This window comes from Algibacter sp. Ld11 (assembly GCF_045066735.1).
Lineage (GTDB): Bacteria > Bacteroidota > Bacteroidia > Flavobacteriales > Flavobacteriaceae > Algibacter.
Window position 1 is genome coordinate 98,190 of sequence record NZ_JBISHH010000026.1, and the last position, 18,375, is coordinate 116,564.

General features: G+C 33.3%; 12 protein-coding genes and 2 tRNA genes. 4 read left to right on the plus strand and 10 right to left on the minus strand.

The features are described 5' to 3' along the window. Window positions 1-37 precede the first annotated feature (37 nt). From ACJJV4_RS17170 to purU, 3 genes are all read right to left on the minus strand, one after another. Window positions 38-670: a hypothetical protein gene (locus tag ACJJV4_RS17170; RefSeq protein WP_405296623.1), complete on the minus strand. Its 633-nt coding sequence runs from the start codon at window positions 668-670 to the stop codon at window positions 38-40. 408 nt (window positions 671-1,078) lie between these two features. After that, complete coding sequence (locus ACJJV4_RS17175) at window positions 1,079-2,173, minus strand: OmpA family protein (RefSeq protein WP_405296624.1); 1,095 nt, start codon at window positions 2,171-2,173, stop codon at window positions 1,079-1,081. Between the two features lie 164 nt (window positions 2,174-2,337). Further along, entirely contained in the window at window positions 2,338-3,192 is an 855-nt protein-coding gene (gene purU, locus ACJJV4_RS17180; protein WP_405296625.1) for a formyltetrahydrofolate deformylase, read from the minus strand. 147 nt (window positions 3,193-3,339) lie between these two features. Here purU and ACJJV4_RS17185 point away from each other — a divergent pair, with 147 nt between their 5' ends. Further along, a complete protein-coding gene (locus tag ACJJV4_RS17185) occupies window positions 3,340-6,774 on the plus strand; it encodes a methylmalonyl-CoA mutase family protein (protein WP_405296626.1) in 3,435 nt (1,144 codons plus the stop codon). A gap of 174 nt (window positions 6,775-6,948) precedes the next feature. On the opposite strand, the gene ACJJV4_RS17190 is transcribed toward ACJJV4_RS17185, so the two are convergent. Further along, window positions 6,949-7,021, minus strand: a tRNA-Lys gene (locus tag ACJJV4_RS17190). A gap of 152 nt (window positions 7,022-7,173) precedes the next feature. Next, window positions 7,174-7,246, minus strand: a tRNA-Lys gene (locus ACJJV4_RS17195). Between the two features lie 142 nt (window positions 7,247-7,388). Between ACJJV4_RS17195 and ACJJV4_RS17200 the strand changes: the two genes are divergently transcribed. Continuing rightward, the gene (locus ACJJV4_RS17200; RefSeq protein WP_405296627.1) at window positions 7,389-7,910 is read left to right on the plus strand and encodes a shikimate kinase; all 522 of its coding nucleotides are present in this window, start codon (window positions 7,389-7,391) and stop codon (window positions 7,908-7,910) included. Here ACJJV4_RS17200 and ACJJV4_RS17205 read toward each other — a convergent pair. Next, a complete protein-coding gene (locus ACJJV4_RS17205) occupies window positions 7,902-8,405 on the minus strand; it encodes a phosphoribosyltransferase domain-containing protein (RefSeq protein ID WP_405296628.1) in 504 nt (167 codons plus the stop codon). The two genes, ACJJV4_RS17200 and ACJJV4_RS17205, sit on opposite strands and share 9 nt — an antisense overlap. 115 nt (window positions 8,406-8,520) lie before the next feature. Continuing rightward, window positions 8,521-8,907, minus strand: a complete 387-nt coding sequence (locus ACJJV4_RS17210; RefSeq protein ID WP_405296629.1) for an RNA-binding S4 domain-containing protein — start codon at window positions 8,905-8,907, stop codon at window positions 8,521-8,523. Between the two features lie 89 nt (window positions 8,908-8,996). On the opposite strand from ACJJV4_RS17210, the gene ACJJV4_RS17215 reads away from it, so the two are divergent. Beyond that, window positions 8,997-9,974 (plus strand): FKBP-type peptidyl-prolyl cis-trans isomerase, encoded by a 978-nt coding sequence (locus ACJJV4_RS17215; RefSeq protein WP_405296630.1) that lies wholly within the window; start codon window positions 8,997-8,999, stop codon window positions 9,972-9,974. 42 nt (window positions 9,975-10,016) lie between these two features. Here the strand turns inward: ACJJV4_RS17215 and ACJJV4_RS17220 are convergent, their stop codons facing one another. Next, window positions 10,017-10,271 carry a DUF1456 family protein gene (locus ACJJV4_RS17220; RefSeq protein ID WP_405296631.1) on the minus strand — a complete coding sequence of 85 codons (255 nt, stop codon included), beginning with the start codon at window positions 10,269-10,271 and terminating at the stop codon, window positions 10,017-10,019. Between the two features lie 527 nt (window positions 10,272-10,798). Between ACJJV4_RS17220 and ACJJV4_RS17225 the strand changes: the two genes are divergently transcribed. After that, window positions 10,799-11,212, plus strand: coding sequence for a TerB family tellurite resistance protein (locus tag ACJJV4_RS17225; RefSeq protein WP_405296632.1), 414 nt, complete (start codon window positions 10,799-10,801; stop codon window positions 11,210-11,212). A gap of 133 nt (window positions 11,213-11,345) precedes the next feature. Here the strand turns inward: ACJJV4_RS17225 and uvrB are convergent, their stop codons facing one another. Together uvrB and ACJJV4_RS17235 are read right to left on the minus strand one after the other, a co-directional pair. After that, a complete protein-coding gene (uvrB, locus tag ACJJV4_RS17230) occupies window positions 11,346-13,349 on the minus strand; it encodes an excinuclease ABC subunit UvrB (protein WP_405296633.1) in 2,004 nt (667 codons plus the stop codon). A 27-nt stretch (window positions 13,350-13,376) separates the two neighbouring features. After that, on the minus strand, window positions 13,377-18,200 hold the full coding sequence (locus ACJJV4_RS17235) for a choice-of-anchor L domain-containing protein (RefSeq protein ID WP_405296634.1): 4,824 nt from the start codon (window positions 18,198-18,200) through the stop codon (window positions 13,377-13,379). Window positions 18,201-18,375 lie beyond the last annotated feature (175 nt).

Below are 18,375 nucleotides of genomic sequence, written 5' to 3' on the forward strand. Positions count from 1 at the left end.
ATCTTGAGCTTTTTTGTTTTAATAAAGTAAATATGGTTTATTCTTTTATATATACATCGGCTACGTTATGAATTAATAAATAGGTTTCATCACCTTGTAGGTCTGTAATGTTCTCATAATTATGGAAGTTTATAGAGTTTTCAAAAGTTGTTGGAAAATATGGTATATCTCCCGCATCCTCATAAGCACTAGCAGATCCACTTCGTGAGTTTTCTTCTTTGAGTACTATAGAAGAGTATAGGTATTCTAATTTATTAAGGTCGCCCTTACCTAGTAACAGTTTAGTGGTTTCTCCATCGTCTTCATCTATATAATTAATGTATAGAAAACCGTCTTCAAATACGTAATCTACGGTATATATTTCGCCATATTGTGCAACGATTACTTCTGTATCACTTAGAAATTGAAAATAATCGTCTTTATTTTCTTCTTCTATTTCGGCTTTGTTGAATCCTATTCCTGTGTTTTCGTAATAAGCGGCTAATACATCATCAGGAACATCTGTTTCTTCTCCATTTTTAAAAAAAGAGAAACTTTCTTCTACATGAGAAAATTTTACTGTTATGGGGTATTGATTTTCAGAGGTTTTATCATTATCATCATTATTATCGCAAGAGGTGTTGATAATGGATAAAAACAATAGTGTTGCTGCAAAAATTACTTTTTTCATTCCGTTTTATTTGAGTGTTTTTTGTTGAATTAAGGAATAAATATAGAAAGATACCTTAGTTTAAAAAATAGGAATTGAAGTTTTTTATTAATTTAATTGAAACTTTACCGTTAGTCTATTAATACGAATATGTTTTTATTTGAGTAATAGTGGAGAACTAGTTTAGCTAAGTACCAATGTTGATTTTATTAATAATTGGTGTTGCAAGGAGTTGCGTTAGGGATTGCAGAGAAAAACCCGCAGCGGTGCCGATGGAAATCGGTGGCGAGAGGATTTGTAACGGAAAGCCCGACCCTTGCGGTAACGCCCAAAATATTATAAAATAAAAAAGGCACCTTAATTAAAAGATGCCCTTTTCGATAATTAAACTAACCCCTCAGTTTAAAATTGTAATAGAAATTTATTCTTTTATTGAATAACTCTAAATTCTGTACGTCTGTTTTGTTGGTGTTGAGCGTCAGAGCATTCTACACCGTTAGCACATTTGTTTACTAATCTGCTTTCACCATATCCTTTTGCAGTTAAACGGCTTCTAGAGATTCCTTTAGATACTAAGTAGTTAACTACAGAGTTAGCACGTTGTTGTGATAAAGACATGTTGAAATCATCATTTCCTCTTGCATCAGTATGAGACATTAATTCAATGCTTACTGGTTTGCTGTTTAATAAAGGTAATAAAGTTTCGTCGATAGTTTTCTTTGATGCTGGAGTGATACGTGCGCTACCTGTTTCGTAAAAAATTGGTAATACGTTAGATTTTAATAATCCACAATCAACTTCTTCCCAAGTAGTAATTCCACCTTTCTTAGCTAATACAGTTCTTGTAACAGTTTGCATTTTTGCAGGTACAGTTACGCTTCTTGTAGATGCTGGAGTTTGAACAACTTGACGTTTGATAGTTGAATATTCTGCAGGAACTTCAATTTCATCCATTCTTGCTGGAGTTTTGATAACACGTTTCTTGTATACAGTGTTTACTTCTGTAACAGGTACTTGGCTAGTTGAAGCATCTGTAGCTAAAGTTGTAAAGCTTACATCTCTAGATTGAGCTGGATATTCAACGAAACAAGCTACAACACAATCCTCTTTATTAGGAGAGTCACAAGCAGTTTCCTTGTATTCCCATCCTGAAGTTTTTGGGTATGTTTCAAAAGTTCTTGAACTAGAACCAAAAGTTGCAGGATTAATGTTTAAATCTGTTCTTCCTTCTTTCTTTACGTAAGGAACTTCTACTGTTTCGTAAGTAGCAGGTACATATACGTACTTTTTAGCTGCCTCTTTAACCAATACACGGTCTTCTACAGTTCTGTAAGTTGCTGGAACAACTTCTAACACAGTATATGCTGGATATACTTCGATAGTTTCTTCGATGTCTTTGAACTCATCTTTTGTAATACATTTTACGTAGCATTTCCCTGGATCTGGATTAGCTGGTAAGTTTTGAGCTTGAGTAAGTCCGATACCGAAAATTAAAGCTAGGCTTAAAAATAAATTTGTTTTCATAAAAAATTAAAATTTAGTTAATGGTTATTTTCCACATTATTAAGACACATGAAAAACTGATAAGTCACAAATTATATATAGAAAATTTAAAAAGCGTTAGTTAATTCTGCTTTTTCGAGGGGTTTTAAGTTCATATATATATTGATTTTGAGCGAATTATGAATTTAAGAAAAAATTACGGTTTTATTGTTATATACCATAACTTTTCTGTTTGAATGAGATTTTATCGCGTTGGCTAGTACTATTTTTTCCAAATCGCGTCCTTTGGCAATAAGTGCATCTATAGTATATGTATGAGATACGTGTGCAACATCTTGCTCAATTATAGGTCCAGCATCTAACTCTTCAGTTACGTAGTGACTTGTGGCTCCAATAATTTTAACACCGCGCTTGTATGCAGAGTGATAAGGTTTGGCTCCTACAAAGGCAGGTAAAAAAGAGTGATGTATATTTATTATTTTATTAGGGTACTTGTTAATTAAGGTACCAGAAACTATTTGCATGTACCGTGCTAGCACAATAAAATCAATATTATGCGCTTCTAGTAGCTCTAGTTGTTTTGCTTCGGCTTCGGCTTTTGTGCCTTTGGTAACCGGAATATGGTAAAAAGGTATTTTAAAACTATCGGCAATAGGTTTTAGGTCGTTATGGTTACTTATTATAAAAGGAATTTCTAAATTAAGTTCACCAGAATTATAACGTCCTAATAAATCATAAAGACAATGGTCGTATTTAGAGACAAAAAGCGCCATTTTCGGTTTCTTTTCCGAAGAGTATATGCGCCATTTCATATTGAACTTCTCTGCTAAATTAGTTTTAAAGCATTCTTTAAAAGTTTCAGTTGAAAAGTTAATGTCTTCAAATTCACTTTCTAAACGCATGAAAAATATGTTCTGTTCTCGATCTACATGCTGATCTAAGTAAATAACATTACCTTGTTTTTCAGTAATAAAGTTAGTTACCGAGGCTATTATGCCAGGTAAGTCTTTACAGTGAATTAGTATGGTGATTTTATTCATTAAAACGTACTTCTAAATTTTTGTTAAAAGTAAGTTAAAATTAGCTGAATGAAGGGTTGGATTTTAAAATTAGATTTTTATTTGAAAACAGTGTGTTTTTTTGAATAATCCGTAAATTTGCTAATGTAATTTTAACAATTTTTAAGAATGAAACAAAGCTCTCCATATAAACCTACATATAAAGTAAGAATCGTTACTGCAGCATCATTATTTGATGGTCACGACGCTTCTATCAATATTATGCGAAGAATTATTCAGTCTACAGGTGTAGAAGTCATCCATTTAGGACATGACAGAAGTGTGGAAGAGGTTGTAAATACAGCGATTCAAGAAGATGTTAATGCTATTTGTTTAACATCTTACCAGGGTGGACACAATGAGTATTTTAAATATATGTTCGATTTGTTAAAGGAGCATGGCGCAGAACATATTAAGATTTTTGGCGGCGGTGGCGGTGTTATTTTGCCTTCAGAAATAAAAGATTTGATGGATTATGGTATTTCTAGAATCTATTCGCCAGATGATGGTCGCGAAATGGGGTTGCAAGGTATGATTAACGATTTGGTGAAACAATCGGATTTTGCAATTGGCGATCAATTAGATATAGATCTTGATTTATTAAAGAGTAAGAATAATAAAATGATAGCTAGAGTGATTTCTTCGGCCGAGAATTTCCCGGAGATTTCAAAGCCTACTTTAGATAAAATTCATAGTAAAAACAAAAATTCCAAAACACCCGTTTTGGGAATTACAGGAACTGGTGGTGCAGGAAAATCGAGTTTGGTAGATGAGCTTGTTCGTAGATTTTTAATAGATTTTCCAGAGAAAACGGTTGGGATTGTTTCTGTAGATCCATCTAAACGCAAAACAGGTGGTGCGCTTCTAGGTGATAGAATACGTATGAATGCTATTAATAACTCACGTGTTTATATGCGAAGTTTGGCAACCAGACAATCTAATTTAGCACTGTCAAAATATGTAAACGAAGCAGTAGAAGTTTTAAAAGCGGCAGAGTTTGACCTTATTATATTGGAAACTTCGGGAATAGGGCAAAGTGATACCGAAATTATTGAACATTCTGATGTATCCTTATATGTGATGACTCCAGAATTTGGAGCAGCTACCCAGCTCGAAAAAATTGATATGCTAGATTTTGCCGATTTAGTTGCTATAAATAAATTTGATAAGCGAGGTTCGTTAGATGCTTTACGTGATGTAAAAAAACAATACATGCGTAATAATAATTTGTGGGATACACATCAGGATGATTTACCTGTGTTTGGTACCATTGCATCTCAATTTAATGACCCTGGTATGAATACGCTTTACAAGGCTATTATGGATACTTTAGTTGAAAAAGCGAGCGCCAATTTAAAATCAACTTTTACTATTTCTAATGAAATGAGTGAAAAGATTTTTGTTATTCCACCAAATAGAACACGCTATTTATCGGAAATAGCCGAAAGTAATCGTGCTTACGATAAAAAGGCTTTAGATCAGTTTGAGGTGGCTCAAAAATTATATGGCATATTTAAAACCATTTGTTCTGTAGCAGAAGTATCAATAGAAAATGAGAAGTCGCTTTTAGAAAAACATGGGTTAAATAATGAAGTTATTTTAAACCATGTTCAAAATGATAATGAGGACTTTGTAAAATTATTGGTAGCAGAATTCGATCGAGTAAAATTGAATTTAGATCCTTATAATTGGGAAATTTTAACCACTTGGGACCAGAAAGTGAATAAATATAAAGATCCTATATATAGTTTTGAAGTAAGAGATAAGGAGATTAAGATTGAAACACACTCTGAGTCTTTATCGCATATACAAATCCCGAAAATAGCTTTACCAAAATATCAAGCTTGGGGAGATATACTAAAATGGTGTTTGCAAGAAAATGTTCCTGGTGAATTTCCATATACATCGGGTCTATATCCATTTAAAAGAACAGGAGAAGATCCCGCAAGAATGTTTGCAGGCGAAGGTGGACCAGAACGCACCAATAAACGGTTTCATTATGTTAGTGCCGGACTGCCAGCAAAAAGATTATCTACGGCCTTTGATAGTGTAACACTGTATGGAAACGATCCCGATTTACGACCAGATATTTATGGTAAAATAGGAAATGCAGGAGTTTCTATTTGCTGTTTAGATGATGCTAAAAAACTATATTCTGGTTTCGATTTGGCACACGTAATGACTTCGGTTAGCATGACGATTAATGGGCCTGCACCAATGTTGCTTGGCTTTTTTATGAATGCAGCAATCGATCAGCAATGCGAAATATATATTAAAGAAAATAATTTAGAAGCTGAAGCAGAGGCTAAAATAGTTGAAATTTATAAAGGTAAGGAGCGGCCTAAATACAATGGTGATTTGCCGGAGAGTAATAATGGTTTAGGTTTAATGCTTTTGGGTGTAACTGGAGATCAGGTATTACCAGCAGATGTTTATACAGAAATCAAAACAAATACCATTGCTCAAGTTCGCGGTACTGTACAAGCCGATATTTTAAAAGAAGATCAAGCACAAAACACCTGTATTTTTTCAACAGAGTTTGCATTACGCCTTATGGGTGATGTTCAGGAATATTTTATAGATAATAATGTTAGGAATTTTTACTCAGTTTCTATTTCTGGATATCATATTGCAGAAGCTGGTGCGAACCCAATTACCCAATTGGCATTAACCTTATCTAATGGTTTTACTTACGTGGAATATTATTTAAGCCGTGGCATGGATATTAATAAGTTTGGCCCTAATTTATCATTTTTCTTTTCTAATGGAATCGATCCCGAATATGCCGTAATTGGTCGGGTTGCTCGTAAAATTTGGGCAAAAGCGATGAAGCATAAGTATGGCGCCAATGCAAGGGCACAAATGCTTAAATATCATATTCAAACGTCTGGACGAAGCTTGCATGCTCAAGAAATTGATTTTAATGATATCCGCACAACGCTTCAAGCCTTATACGCCATTTACGACAACTGTAATTCTCTACATACAAATGCTTACGATGAAGCGATTACAACGCCCACAGAGGAGTCTGTGCGTCGTGCAATGGCTATTCAACTTATTATAAATAAAGAACTAGGTTTAAATAAAAATGAAAATCCAATACAAGGCTCTTTTATTATTGAAGAATTAACCGATTTAGTAGAGGAAGCTGTATTATTAGAGTTTGATAGAATTACAGAGCGTGGTGGTGTTTTGGGAGCTATGGAAACCATGTATCAGCGTAGTAAAATACAAGAAGAGAGTTTGTATTATGAAACTTTAAAGCATAATGGAGATTTTCCAATAATAGGAGTAAACACCTTTTTAAGCAGTCAAGGTTCTCCAACGGTTTTACCAGCAGAGGTTATTCGGGCTACCGAAGAAGAAAAACAATTTCAAATTAAAACATTAAAAAATCTACATCATGCTCAGGATACCGAAAAATTATTGAAGGAATTGCAGCATAAAGCGATTAATAATGAAAACATATTTGAAGCCTTAATGGAAGTTTGTAAAGTATGTTCTTTAGGTCAAATTACAAATGCATTATTCGAGGTAGGAGGTCAGTACCGTCGAAATATGTAAGCAAATAACTTACATGCTTAAAAAAGCGTACGAATAAAATTTTATGAGATTCTGAACGAGTTCGGAATCTCATTTTTTTGTTTTTAATTTTATTATATTGAGTTTAAAACGAAATACTACAAACCTCTAAAAAGAAAAAAACCTTTAAATCATTAGATTTAAAGGTTTTTTTTGTGACCGGGCTGGGGCTCGAACCCAGGACCCTCTCCTTAAAAGGGAGATGCTCTACCAACTGAGCTACCAGGTCCTTATTTCAAAATAAATGCTAACAGTAATTGTTAGCGGGTGCAAATATAACATCTTTAATTAAAAAAACAATTTAATTTGTAATTAAACTTAAGTTTTTATTAAAAAAGTCTAATAAAAAAACCTACAAATCTTTCAATTTATAGGTTTTAGTGACCGGGCTGGGGCTCGAACCCAGGACCCTCTCCTTAAAAGGGAGATGCTCTACCAACTGAGCTACCAGGTCATTATTTCAAAGTTGTTAACATTGCTGTTAGCGGGTGCAAATATAAAACCTTTCTTTAATAAAACAACACTTTTTTTAAATAAATTTCGTTTTTTTGCATCTGTAAATCGTATGTTTTTAAAAATCAATTCTTAACAAAAAAATGATAATAGTTTTAATGGGGTATATGGCTTCCGGAAAGTCAACAATAGGAAAGAGATTAGCAAAAAAACTAAATTATAATTTTATTGATTTAGATGATTTAATTGAATCTAAAGAAAATGCTTCAGTTTCCGAAGTTTTTAAATCTAAAGGCGAAATTTATTTTAGAAAGCAGGAAGCTTTGTATTTACGAGAGCAACTTCAAAGCGAAGATGATATTATTTTATCTGTTGGAGGAGGAACACCTTGCTACAGCAATAATATGGAAGCCATTTTAAATGCTGAGGATGCAAAAAGCGTGTATTTAAAGGCGTCTATACCGACTTTAATTGAAAAATTAATGAAGAAGAAAGCAACACGACCGCTAATTGCTCACATAGAAACTGAGGAGGCTATGGCAGAATTTATAGGAAAGCATCTTTTTGAACGTGCACATTATTATAACCAAGCCAACATAAAGGTGGTTATAGATAATAAAACTAAAAAGGAGGTTGCTCAGGATGTGCTAAGCAGTCTATTCTAAAATGGCTTGAAAGTTTTTGCCGTCTAAAACCACATTTACATGTTCGTGTAATGAAGTGGACAGTGAAATGCCTTTATAATCTGCCTTTACTGGGTATTTTTTATGGTTTCTGTTTACTAATACGGCGGTTTTAAATTGCTTTAGAGGCACGTTTAAAAAGTGTTTAACACCGTATATTAAAGTGGTTCCTGAGTTTAAAACATCATCAACCAAAACAACAGATTTGTTTTTATAATTCTCGGGATCCATAGAGGTTTTAATGTCTTGCCACGGATTTTTTTTATCAATGCTTACTTTACATAGCGACACATTAATTTCAGAAATTTTTTGCAACACTAATTTTAATTTTTTTGCAAAAATATAGCCATTACTATCTATACCTGCTAAAATCACTTCAGTTTCGTCCATGTTACTTTCATATATCTGGAAAGCAATACGGCGTATTTTATGGTTTATTTCGGCGTGATTTAAGATAATGTTACTTGTAGCAGTCATATTTAAGCTAAATTTTAAAGTATAAAATTAAGTTTTTTTATTTGTTTTAAAGGTTTTATATCAATCAAAGTTGATGGCATGGCACTTTCATTTTACCTTGTTCTAAAGAAAGTTATTATTCTTCTTCATCAAAAAGAGGATCCTCAGTATAACCATCAATATCTCGACGGTCTTTTTTAGTCGGTCGGCCAACACCTTTTTTTCGATAATAGTCTTTAGAGTATTTTAATAATTCTTGAGCTTCAAACTCTTCTTTTGGTGTGGTGTCTGTTCTATAAAGATCCACAAGTTTAGCTCCAACACGGCTTTCCGGAATATCGTTAACCTTTAATCTGTAGTTAATTTGGTTTTTCCGAAGTTCAACAATATCTTGTGGATATACCTCTCTACTTGGTTTTACTTGGTCTTTATTTATTTTAACCTGCCCCTTTTTGCAAGCTGTTGTAGCTAAGGTTCTTGTTTTATAATATCTAATACACCATAAATACTTGTCAATCCGCATACAATTATTGTAAAAACTTCGTTAATGTTGTTGTGCAAGATTAAATATTCTTGATAAAAGTGTATCTTGCGCGTCAAAAATACGCAATAATGAGTTTAAGAAAAATAAGTTTTTTAATATTAAGTTTAGTTTTAGTTTTTTCGGCCTGTAAGAAGGATGACGATGCCGATGAGGTGGTTACTATCGAAGAAAATGATAGAACAGAACAGCAGATTGAAGATAATGATGAGATCGTGGCTTATTTTAAAAACCATTACTTTAATTCAAGCGATTTTGGAAGTGAAAATGCAAATCCTAAAATTAGTAGTTTAGAGATAACTGAATTATTAGAAGGTGAAACTGTTCCAGAGGGGCATACTTTGTTAAATGCATTATTAGAAGATGATAGTCCTGCTTTTGTTTTACAAGCAAAAGAAGTGGTTTACGCAGAAACAGACTATATTATCTATATTTTATATTTAAATGAAGGTGGAGGAGATCAATCTCCAAATTTTTGTGATAATGTTAGAGTAAGATATGAGGGATCATTATTAGATGGTTCTGTTTTTGATAGTGCTGTTACACCTGTAAATTTAGATTTAATATCTTTAATTCCGGCATGGAGAAAGGTTTTAACAGAGTTTAATACAGCCGAAACTATTACGGACGGTACAGATGGAACTATATCTTTTTCTAACCATGGAGCCGGTGTTATGTTTCTTCCTTCTGGCTTAGGTTATTTTTCTTCTAGTACAACTTCAATTACCGCATATTCACCTTTAATTTTTAAATTCGATTTATTACAAACTACTGTAAACGATCATGATTTAGATGGTGTACCTTCTTACCTTGAAGATTTAAATGGTGATGGCGAGTTTATTGTAAACTATGATGATTTAGAAGATGCGACTGATGATGATACCGACGGTGATGGAACGCCTGATTATGCTGATACGGATGATGATGATGATGGTGTTTTCTCTGTGTACGAAGATATAGATGAAGATGGTAACCCTGCAAATGATATTGGAGCTAACGGTATTGCTAAATATTTAGACTCAACGGAAACAGAATCTAATTTGGATTAATTAGATATTTACTGTAAATAAAAAAAAAGGAGTAGTTAATCGCTACTCCTTTTTTTGTACTTTCTTTTCCCCTTTTTTAGGCATTGGCCCTCGTAAATGAATTACTAATCCGTTAAGGAAATTACGTAAAACCTGATCGCCACATTCCATGTATTTAGGGTGGTCTTCTCTTCTAAAGAATGCGCCCAACTCACTTTTTGAAATTCTGAAATCTACAAGTTCCAAAATTTTTACAATTTCGTCGTCACGCAATTTCAATGCCACGCGTAACTTTTTTAAAATGTCATTATTTGTCATATTTTGAGTAGCAACTGCTGCTTTTATAGTTTGAAATAGGTTTTAAAACCGTCCTTTTATCGAGAAATGCGAATTTAAGATATTAAAATTTAAGTTAACTTAATATTTTAAATAGAATTTTTGTTAGGATTTCTTACTTGAATTAAAAAATGCTTCTTTTTAAGGGATAAACCTAGCAGTAGTATGTAGTTCATCGATTTTTCATTTTGGAATAATATGAACTGATGTTTTTCATTTCTCTGAGGTAGTAATTTCTGTAAAGTATTGAAATGATGCTAATTATATGTAGATGGATTTGTGTGAATACTTGATTTATAAGGTGTTTTGAGAGTTTTGTACTTTTAAGCTAATAAAACTCTCAAATGATAAACCGCAGTTTTTTTAGATGAAATTTTTTTTAACCTTGATGAAGTTGATAAAAATCACGATAAAATACCAATGCCTTTTCGATAAGTTACATTATATCTACGATTAGTTTTTAGTCTTTCTATGTAAATTTATAGTATAACCCTCAAAACTAGTTTAAAATGATTAATAGAGCACAAAAATTGCACCTCTTGTCCGAAATGATCGCTTTTGCAAAGCATGATAAGGATATAAAGAATATTGAGTATAACTTTTTGTTAGGTGTTGCCAAACAATTAGAGATAGAACGTGAGGATTTTGAATATTTAATTAAAAATCCAATTAACTATACACATTTAAAGTCTCATAGCGAACGTATAGTTCAGTTTCATAGGCTTGTATTGTTAATGAATATAGAACAAGAACATGGAGGTGGAAATAACTCCTCAGGGGTAATAAAGCTGTACAACTTTGGTTTACGTATGGGTTTAAGTCATGAGTCGATAACTAAAGTTTTATATCTAATGGAGAGTTTTCCCAATAAAATTGTTCCTCCAGATGTATTGATAGATATTTTTAAAACACAGTATAATTAGAAACACAGTATAATTAGAAACACGTTATACTTTCGATAATAATATCCTGTAACTAATTCTTTTTTCGTTTAGAAAAGCTATTAAGTGTTAATTTTAGTAGAAAAATGTACAGGAATAAAGAAAAGCTAAAGGCCTAACGCTTTAGCTTTTCTAGTTTATCTTGAGATATTTTAATTTCGTCACGTAGTTTGGCTGCAACTAAGAAGTCTAAGGCTTTTGCAGCTTCTTCCATCATTTTTCGTTTTTCTCTAATTTTCTTTTCTAATTCGCCTTTGGTTAAGTATTCGCTCTCTGGTTCGGCAGCTTTAGCAGCTTCTAGCTCATAACTATATGTACTTACCGAATTTTTGGTTAATACATTGTCTAAGCTTTTGTTTAATGCCGTAGGTGTGATATTGAATTTTGTATTGTAAGCAATTTGCTTTTCACGGCGATACTCGGTTTCGTCCATGGTTTTTTGCATGCTTTTAGTAATTTTATCGGCATACATTATGGCTCTTCCATTAAGGTTTCTAGCTGCACGCCCAACCGTTTGCGTTAAAGATCTTGCAGAACGCAAGAAACCTTCTTTATCAGCATCTAAAATAGCGACTAGAGACACTTCTGGTAAATCTAAACCTTCACGAAGTAAGTTTACACCAACCAAGACATCAAACAAACCTTTACGCAAATCTTGCATAATTTCAACACGTTCCAAAGTATCAACATCGCTATGGATATAGCGACAGCGAATTTGAATGCGATCTAAATATTTAGTCAATTCTTCTGCCATACGTTTCGTAAGAGTTGTCACTAAGGTACGCTCGTCTTTTTCTACACGTATTTGTATTTCTTCAATTAAATCATCAATTTGATTTAAACTTGGTCTAATTTCAATAATAGGGTCCAAAAGTCCGGTAGGTCTAATAACTTGCTCAACATAGACACCGTCAGTTTTTTGTAATTCGTAATCAGCTGGTGTAGCACTTACGTATATTACTTGGTTTTGTATGGCCTCAAACTCTTCAAATTTTAAAGGTCTGTTGTCCATAGCGGCAGGTAATCTAAACCCATATTCTACTAAATTCTCTTTTCGACTTCTATCACCACCATACATGGCGTGAACCTGCGAAACAGTAACATGACTTTCGTCTACAACCATTAAATAATCGTCTGGAAAATAATCGAGTAAACAGAAAGGTCTTGTGCCTGGTTGTCTGCGATCTAAATAACGCGAATAGTTTTCAATACCTGAACAATAACCAAGTTCACGTATCATTTCTAAATCGAATTCTGTACGTTCTTTTAAGCGTTTGGCTTCAAGATGTTTGCCTATTTCTTTAAAATAATCGTGTTGTTTTACTAAATCGTCCTGAATTTCCGAAATGGCATTTTGTAAAACATCGGGAGATGTTACAAACATATTTGCAGGATAAATAGTAATTTGCTCGTATTTTTCAATAATTTCATTCGTTTGAATATTGAAAGACTCGATTTCTTCAATTTCGTCTCCAAAAAAGTGGATCCTAAAGGCATCATCAGCATAACTTGGGAAAATATCTACTGTATCACCTTTTATTCTGAAATTACCATGTCTAAAATCTGCTTCGGTTCTCGAATATAGACTTTGTACTAAAGTATGGAGGAGTTTAGTTCGTGAAATTTCTTGGTCTTGCTTTAAAGAAATTACGTTTTTCTGAAATTCTACAGGGTTACCAATACCGTAAATACAAGATACCGATGCAATAACGATTACATCGCGACGGCCAGAAAGTAGGGAAGAGGTTGCGCTTAAACGCATTTTCTCTATTTCTTCATTTATAGATAAATCTTTTTCGATGTAAACACCAGAAACAGGAATATAAGCTTCGGGTTGGTAATAGTCGTAGTAGGATACAAAATACTCCACAGCATTATTCGGAAAAAACTGTTTAAATTCTGAGTATAATTGCGCAGCTAAGGTTTTGTTATGTGCTAAAATTAGAGTTGGTCGTTGTACCTCTTCTATAACATTAGCAATAGTGAACGTTTTACCAGATCCTGTAACACCTAATAAAGTTTGATATTTTTCATCGGCATTTAAACCTGCCGCTAATTGTTTTATTGCGTTAGGTTGATCGCCTGTTGGCTTAAATTCTGATTCAATTTTAAACTTCATTTTACAAAATTACGCAAAATAAATGTGTTATCGTTTCAAAGTAAAATGCCCTTTTAATTGCATGTCTTTACCGTTATATTTTACATTGGCTAAATACCAGTAATCGCCTGTAGGCATAAGAACACCATTATATCTGCCATCCCAACCAGAAGAGGTGTGCGATAGTGTTTTTAGTAGTTTACCGTAACGGTCATAGATAGAAATAGTAGTGCCTACTAAGTTTTTTACACCAGTGATATGCCATGTATCGAAATAGCCGTCGTTGTTTGGTGTCATAAATTTAGGTGTGTCAATAACCATCACTTCTTTTGTGGTTTCTAAACAGCCGTTTAAATCTATAATGGTTAGGGTATGATAACCAATACCAACATTTCTAAAAATATTATCGGTTTGTGGTTCATTACCGTCTATAGCATAAGTATAATTACCAATACCGCTTACGGTAACGGTAACGTTATTTGGGTCGGAGAAATCTACAGTTTCCGTAGTTTCAATGGTGGCTTGCTCCGAAACGGAAACGTTAAATTCTTGATAAGTTTCGCAACCATTTTCTGTGGTAACGGTTACCGAATAAATGCCGGTTTCTGTTATTTCGATTTCTGGAGTTGTTGCTCCGGTGGACCATAAATAACTATGGGTTGAGGAGTTTGTATTCGCCGAAACTAATAGCGGCAAATTCTCTAAACAAATTACTTGGTCTTCTATATTAACTTCAGGTCTTGCGTGAATGATAATAGTAAAATCTGTAACACTGAAACATCCGGTTTTTTTATTTTCGATTCTCGCAAATATGGTTTCGTTATTTATGGCTAAATAATTATTAGCGATCTTATCTATTTTATTTTCTGCAGAAACTAATGTTGCGTAAAACGTTATATCAAATTCGCTTGAGTTTTGAGTGCCCAAAATAGATGGGTTTTGTTGCGATAAGTCTATGTCTAGAATGCCATCGAAATCATCGTCACAAGCTTCTAAATTATTTGGCTTATTAGCTGTAGGTAAGCTGTTTACTTGTATTTCAAACGGATGAATGGTTACACATCCAGATGTTATATTGGTTAGTTTTGCATAAATTGTATCTTGCGAGCTTTGATAATTGTAAGTATTGTTTAGCTTGTTTTGGTTATGTAAAGCATCATTTTGGCTACCGAAATAGTTTATTTGAATTTCATTATTGGCTGCAATAATAAGATCGTCAATTTCATTTAGGTTTACCGAGCCATTATCACAAGTTTCATAAGTAATGAAATTATTGGGTTTAGGTGGAGTGTTTACAATAAGTTCTAGAGGTACAAATACATAACAATTAGAAATAGTATTGGTTATTTTTACAAATACCGTTTGTGAGGTGCTAAGGTTCGTGTAATTTTCTGGTTGGCTAATTGGGTTTGTGTGTTGCTCTAATTCTTCAGCAGTTTCAAAATAATGTACTTCAATATTATCTTGACGAACATCCAAAATATCTAATGAAGACTCCGTTAAATCAAACGTTGTAAAACCATCATAATTTGTATCGCAAAGTATTATAGGTTGTGGCTCGCTAACTTCTGGAACTTGAATAATATTAATGGTAAACGATGTAATAGAATTACAAATGGTACCATTATCTATTACGGCATAAACCGTTTGCGGGTTAGCGGTATTGGTAAACCTGTTTGAAACTGCATTTGTTTTGTTTTCAGCATTGTCTCTAGTGGTATAAAACGTAACTTCTAAAGTGTCATTGATACCGTTTGATATTTCTTCAATTTTAGTAGTAAGATCGAAGGTGTCTATGGCATCGTTACTAATATCATCACATATAAACCAATCGGTAGGCTCGTTAAATAGTGGGTTAGTACCAACTTCAATTATAAAAGAACCGGTTGCAAAACAATTGGGGTCGCTTTGGTTTTCAATACGTGTAAATAAAGTTTGAGGATTGGTTAAGTTCTCAAAATTCGAGTTTTTATCAATTTCATTAGTTCTGGCAATTGCATCGTCTTCATTTAAGTAATATGAAACCGTTTTACCTTGTTGACCGTTTAAAATTTCGCTGTCTTTTGTGTTTAGTGTAAAATCAGCAAAACCGTCGCTTGCATTTTCGCAGACTTTATAATTACTAATATCTGTAAAAACTGGAGTTCCGTTGATTATAACTTCTATAGGTTCTGTGCTAAAACAACCCGAAAGTGTATTGTTTATTCTTGCATAAAAAGTTTTAGATGCTGTGTTTATAGCGTTAGGATTCTCAATAGGGTTATTAGCTTCTTGAGCATCGCTTAGATTGTTATAATAAGCAATACTTCTATCTGTATTATCGTTAATAATTTCTGAAGATTTACTAGTAAGATCAACAATAGCCGTTGTTACTTGGCTATCATTACAAACAATTATCGCGCTCGGTTCATTAGACATTGGGGCTGGTAAAACCTGAACATTAAAAGTGTTTGTGTCAAAACAACCTGTAGTTGTATTTGTTATTCTAGTAAAAAATAGTTGCGGATTTTGAGTGTTTGTATGGCTGTTTCCTAGATTATTTATGTTGTTCACTGCATCGTCTGCTGTTAAAAAATAACTTACTGCAAAATTTGGATCGTTGTTTTTTATATCGGCATCATAAGTTCTTAAATTAATATTTGTAAAGCCATCTTGGTTTGTATCGCAATAATCTACAGTACCTATAGAGTCGAATTCATCTATAGGAACAAGTATTAATTCTATAGATTCAGGCTCTGAACATGTTGGGCTAGAAATGGTGATAAATAAGCTTACATTGAGTCCGTTTGCATTGTAAGGCACATTTGAGTCTAATGCGTTAATGTTATTGTCTCTATCGGTTTCTTTCTCGTAAAAAGCGACCGAAATATCACGTAAGTCACCTGCTATAGATGTTGCAATGGTAGATAGGTCGAAGGTTTCTTCTTCGTCGTTAGCAATATCACAAACTACAATAACCTCATTGTTTGTAGCTGTTAAAAGTAAGTTAGGGTGCAATTCTACAGGAACAAAAGAAGCACAGCTGGTTGTTGCATTCTCTACTCTTATATAAATTATTTGCTGTTCAAAAACGGTGTTTTGAAAATTAGTCTCGTTAATTATAGAATTTTCGTTTAATTGAGCTTCGTCTAAGGTTTCATGAAATGTTACGTTAACATTAGTTAACCCTTGTATAACTTCAGGAATTATACTTGTTAAATCGAAATAAGCATAGCCATCATAATCTTTGTCACAAGCGTCTATGTAATGAAAATCTGCTGTATTTATTTGTGGGTTTTCAAATACAGTAAGCTTAAAGCTAGTCGTGCTAAAACAGTTGGTGTTTATGTTGGTAACTCGAGCGTAAATAGTTTCAGTATTGCTAGAATTGGTATGTGGTAGAGATAAAACATTTGCTCCCAAATCTGCTTCTTCTTGCGTTTGGTGATAAGTGATTGCTAAATCGGTTTGCGAACCTATAATATCATTATCCATAATAGATAAATCTACGGCTGTTCTTCGATCGGAAAATCCATCGTCACAAACTTCTAAATCAATAGGTTTTGTTGCTATCGGAAGTGGGTTTACAATTAGGTTAAAGTTGGTATAACCCAAGCAGCCTGTATCTGTATTTAAGGTTCTAACAAAAATGGTTTCTGGGTTTGTTTTGTTTTCAATATTGGCTGTTATTGAGGCATTATTGTTTTCGGCATCGCTTTGTGTATAGTGGTAGCTTATATCGTAATTTCCTGCAGGTAAGGCAGCTAATATCTCTGTGTTTTTTGTTGAAAGGCTGAAGGTTTCAATACCATCGCCGCTAAAATCATCACACATGCTATAGTTGTTAATGGGGTTCACGTGTTGCGTGCTACTTAATGTTACGTTAAGGCCATCTTCTACGGTACATGTTGAATTAGAAAAGGGAATTTCGATAACAACTTTATAATTTCCAGATTGGGTAACGTTTAAGGTTGATTGAAATTCGTTGTCTATTATCGTGTTATTTAAATACCAAGAGTATATGGCTTCCGCATTTTCAATATCTGCATTTAGCATATGTGAACTTGCACAGGTTTGAATATCGTCTCCTAGTTCTACAGAAGAACTAAAGCTGTTTCCTTCTATAAATACTGCTGAATCATAATTTTTATCATTGTAATCTGCAATTACTAGTTTTATTTCATAAAGAACATTTGGAGTAATTTGTGCAGATGCCGATAATACATTGGTTCGGCCATTAAAATTAGTGTCACCAACGTTATTACCATCAAAATATTGTTCGTTTTGGGCCTCGCAAAAACCTACAATTTCTTTATGAACGGAGTTTGTATTTACAGGAGTAGAAGTTCCTGGAATTACGGCTATGTTTTTGAAAGCTTTACCAGAATTAGCTTCGCGAATGAGAAAGGCAAATCCATCGGAATAATCACAAGGGAAATTAGCGTAATATTCTTCGGATGCTAAAATGTAATTAAATTGAATTTGATTGGATGCCGAAATAAAATTGAAAACAATTGATGTTGCGTTTAAAGTGTTTGAGATGCCTAAAGCTGTTTCTAAATCGATATCTGTACCCCAATTTGTTTCTCCGTCATTAAGAGTTTTTGTGTTTTCTGAGTTTCCTGCTGCACTTGCATCCCCAGTCGACAGCATAATGCCATTAGCGAATGGAAAGTTTGAGTTGCCTTTTTCAAAATAACCAAAGCTACCAATGTTGTTAACCGAGCCGTTTACTTCAGATTTTATATCCGAAAGTTCAACACAACCTTCAACTAAATTACTTTCAATTAAAGATGTTACTGAAAGACTGTTGTCTACAGTAATTTGTTGAGAAAATATAATGTTACTTATTAAAAAGGCAACAAAACATAACAAAGTAGGTGCTTTATTCATGCTAGGTAATTATTTGGGTTATAAAACAGGCTTGTTGGTTTTGTTTATTAGACTGTAATATCTGACGCAAATATAGAATAAATATAGATAAAAAGCACAAAAACACGATGAAATACATGTTTTTTTAACTTTTGACTAGAGATGGTCTACCTTTTTAACTCATAAAGTTGTTTTG

What these genes read in the sequence shown, in the direction of transcription:
- ACJJV4_RS17170 (WP_405296623.1), bottom strand. Translation starts at nt 670, where the DNA reads ATGAAAAAAGTAATTTTTGCAGCAACACTATTGTTTTTATCCATTATC.
- ACJJV4_RS17175 (WP_405296624.1), bottom strand. Translation starts at nt 2,173, where the DNA reads ATGAAAACAAATTTATTTTTAAGCCTAGCTTTAATTTTCGGTATCGGA.
- purU (WP_405296625.1), bottom strand. Translation starts at nt 3,192, where the DNA reads ATGAATAAAATCACCATACTAATTCACTGTAAAGACTTACCTGGCATA.
- ACJJV4_RS17185 (WP_405296626.1), top strand. Translation starts at nt 3,340, where the DNA reads ATGAAACAAAGCTCTCCATATAAACCTACATATAAAGTAAGAATCGTT.
- ACJJV4_RS17200 (WP_405296627.1), top strand. Translation starts at nt 7,389, where the DNA reads ATGATAATAGTTTTAATGGGGTATATGGCTTCCGGAAAGTCAACAATA.
- ACJJV4_RS17205 (WP_405296628.1), bottom strand. Translation starts at nt 8,405, where the DNA reads ATGACTGCTACAAGTAACATTATCTTAAATCACGCCGAAATAAACCAT.
- ACJJV4_RS17210 (WP_405296629.1), bottom strand. Translation starts at nt 8,907, where the DNA reads ATGCGGATTGACAAGTATTTATGGTGTATTAGATATTATAAAACAAGA.
- ACJJV4_RS17215 (WP_405296630.1), top strand. Translation starts at nt 8,997, where the DNA reads ATGAGTTTAAGAAAAATAAGTTTTTTAATATTAAGTTTAGTTTTAGTT.
- ACJJV4_RS17220 (WP_405296631.1), bottom strand. Translation starts at nt 10,271, where the DNA reads ATGACAAATAATGACATTTTAAAAAAGTTACGCGTGGCATTGAAATTG.
- ACJJV4_RS17225 (WP_405296632.1), top strand. Translation starts at nt 10,799, where the DNA reads ATGATTAATAGAGCACAAAAATTGCACCTCTTGTCCGAAATGATCGCT.
- uvrB (WP_405296633.1), bottom strand. Translation starts at nt 13,349, where the DNA reads ATGAAGTTTAAAATTGAATCAGAATTTAAGCCAACAGGCGATCAACCT.
- ACJJV4_RS17235 (WP_405296634.1), bottom strand. Translation starts at nt 18,200, where the DNA reads ATGAATAAAGCACCTACTTTGTTATGTTTTGTTGCCTTTTTAATAAGT.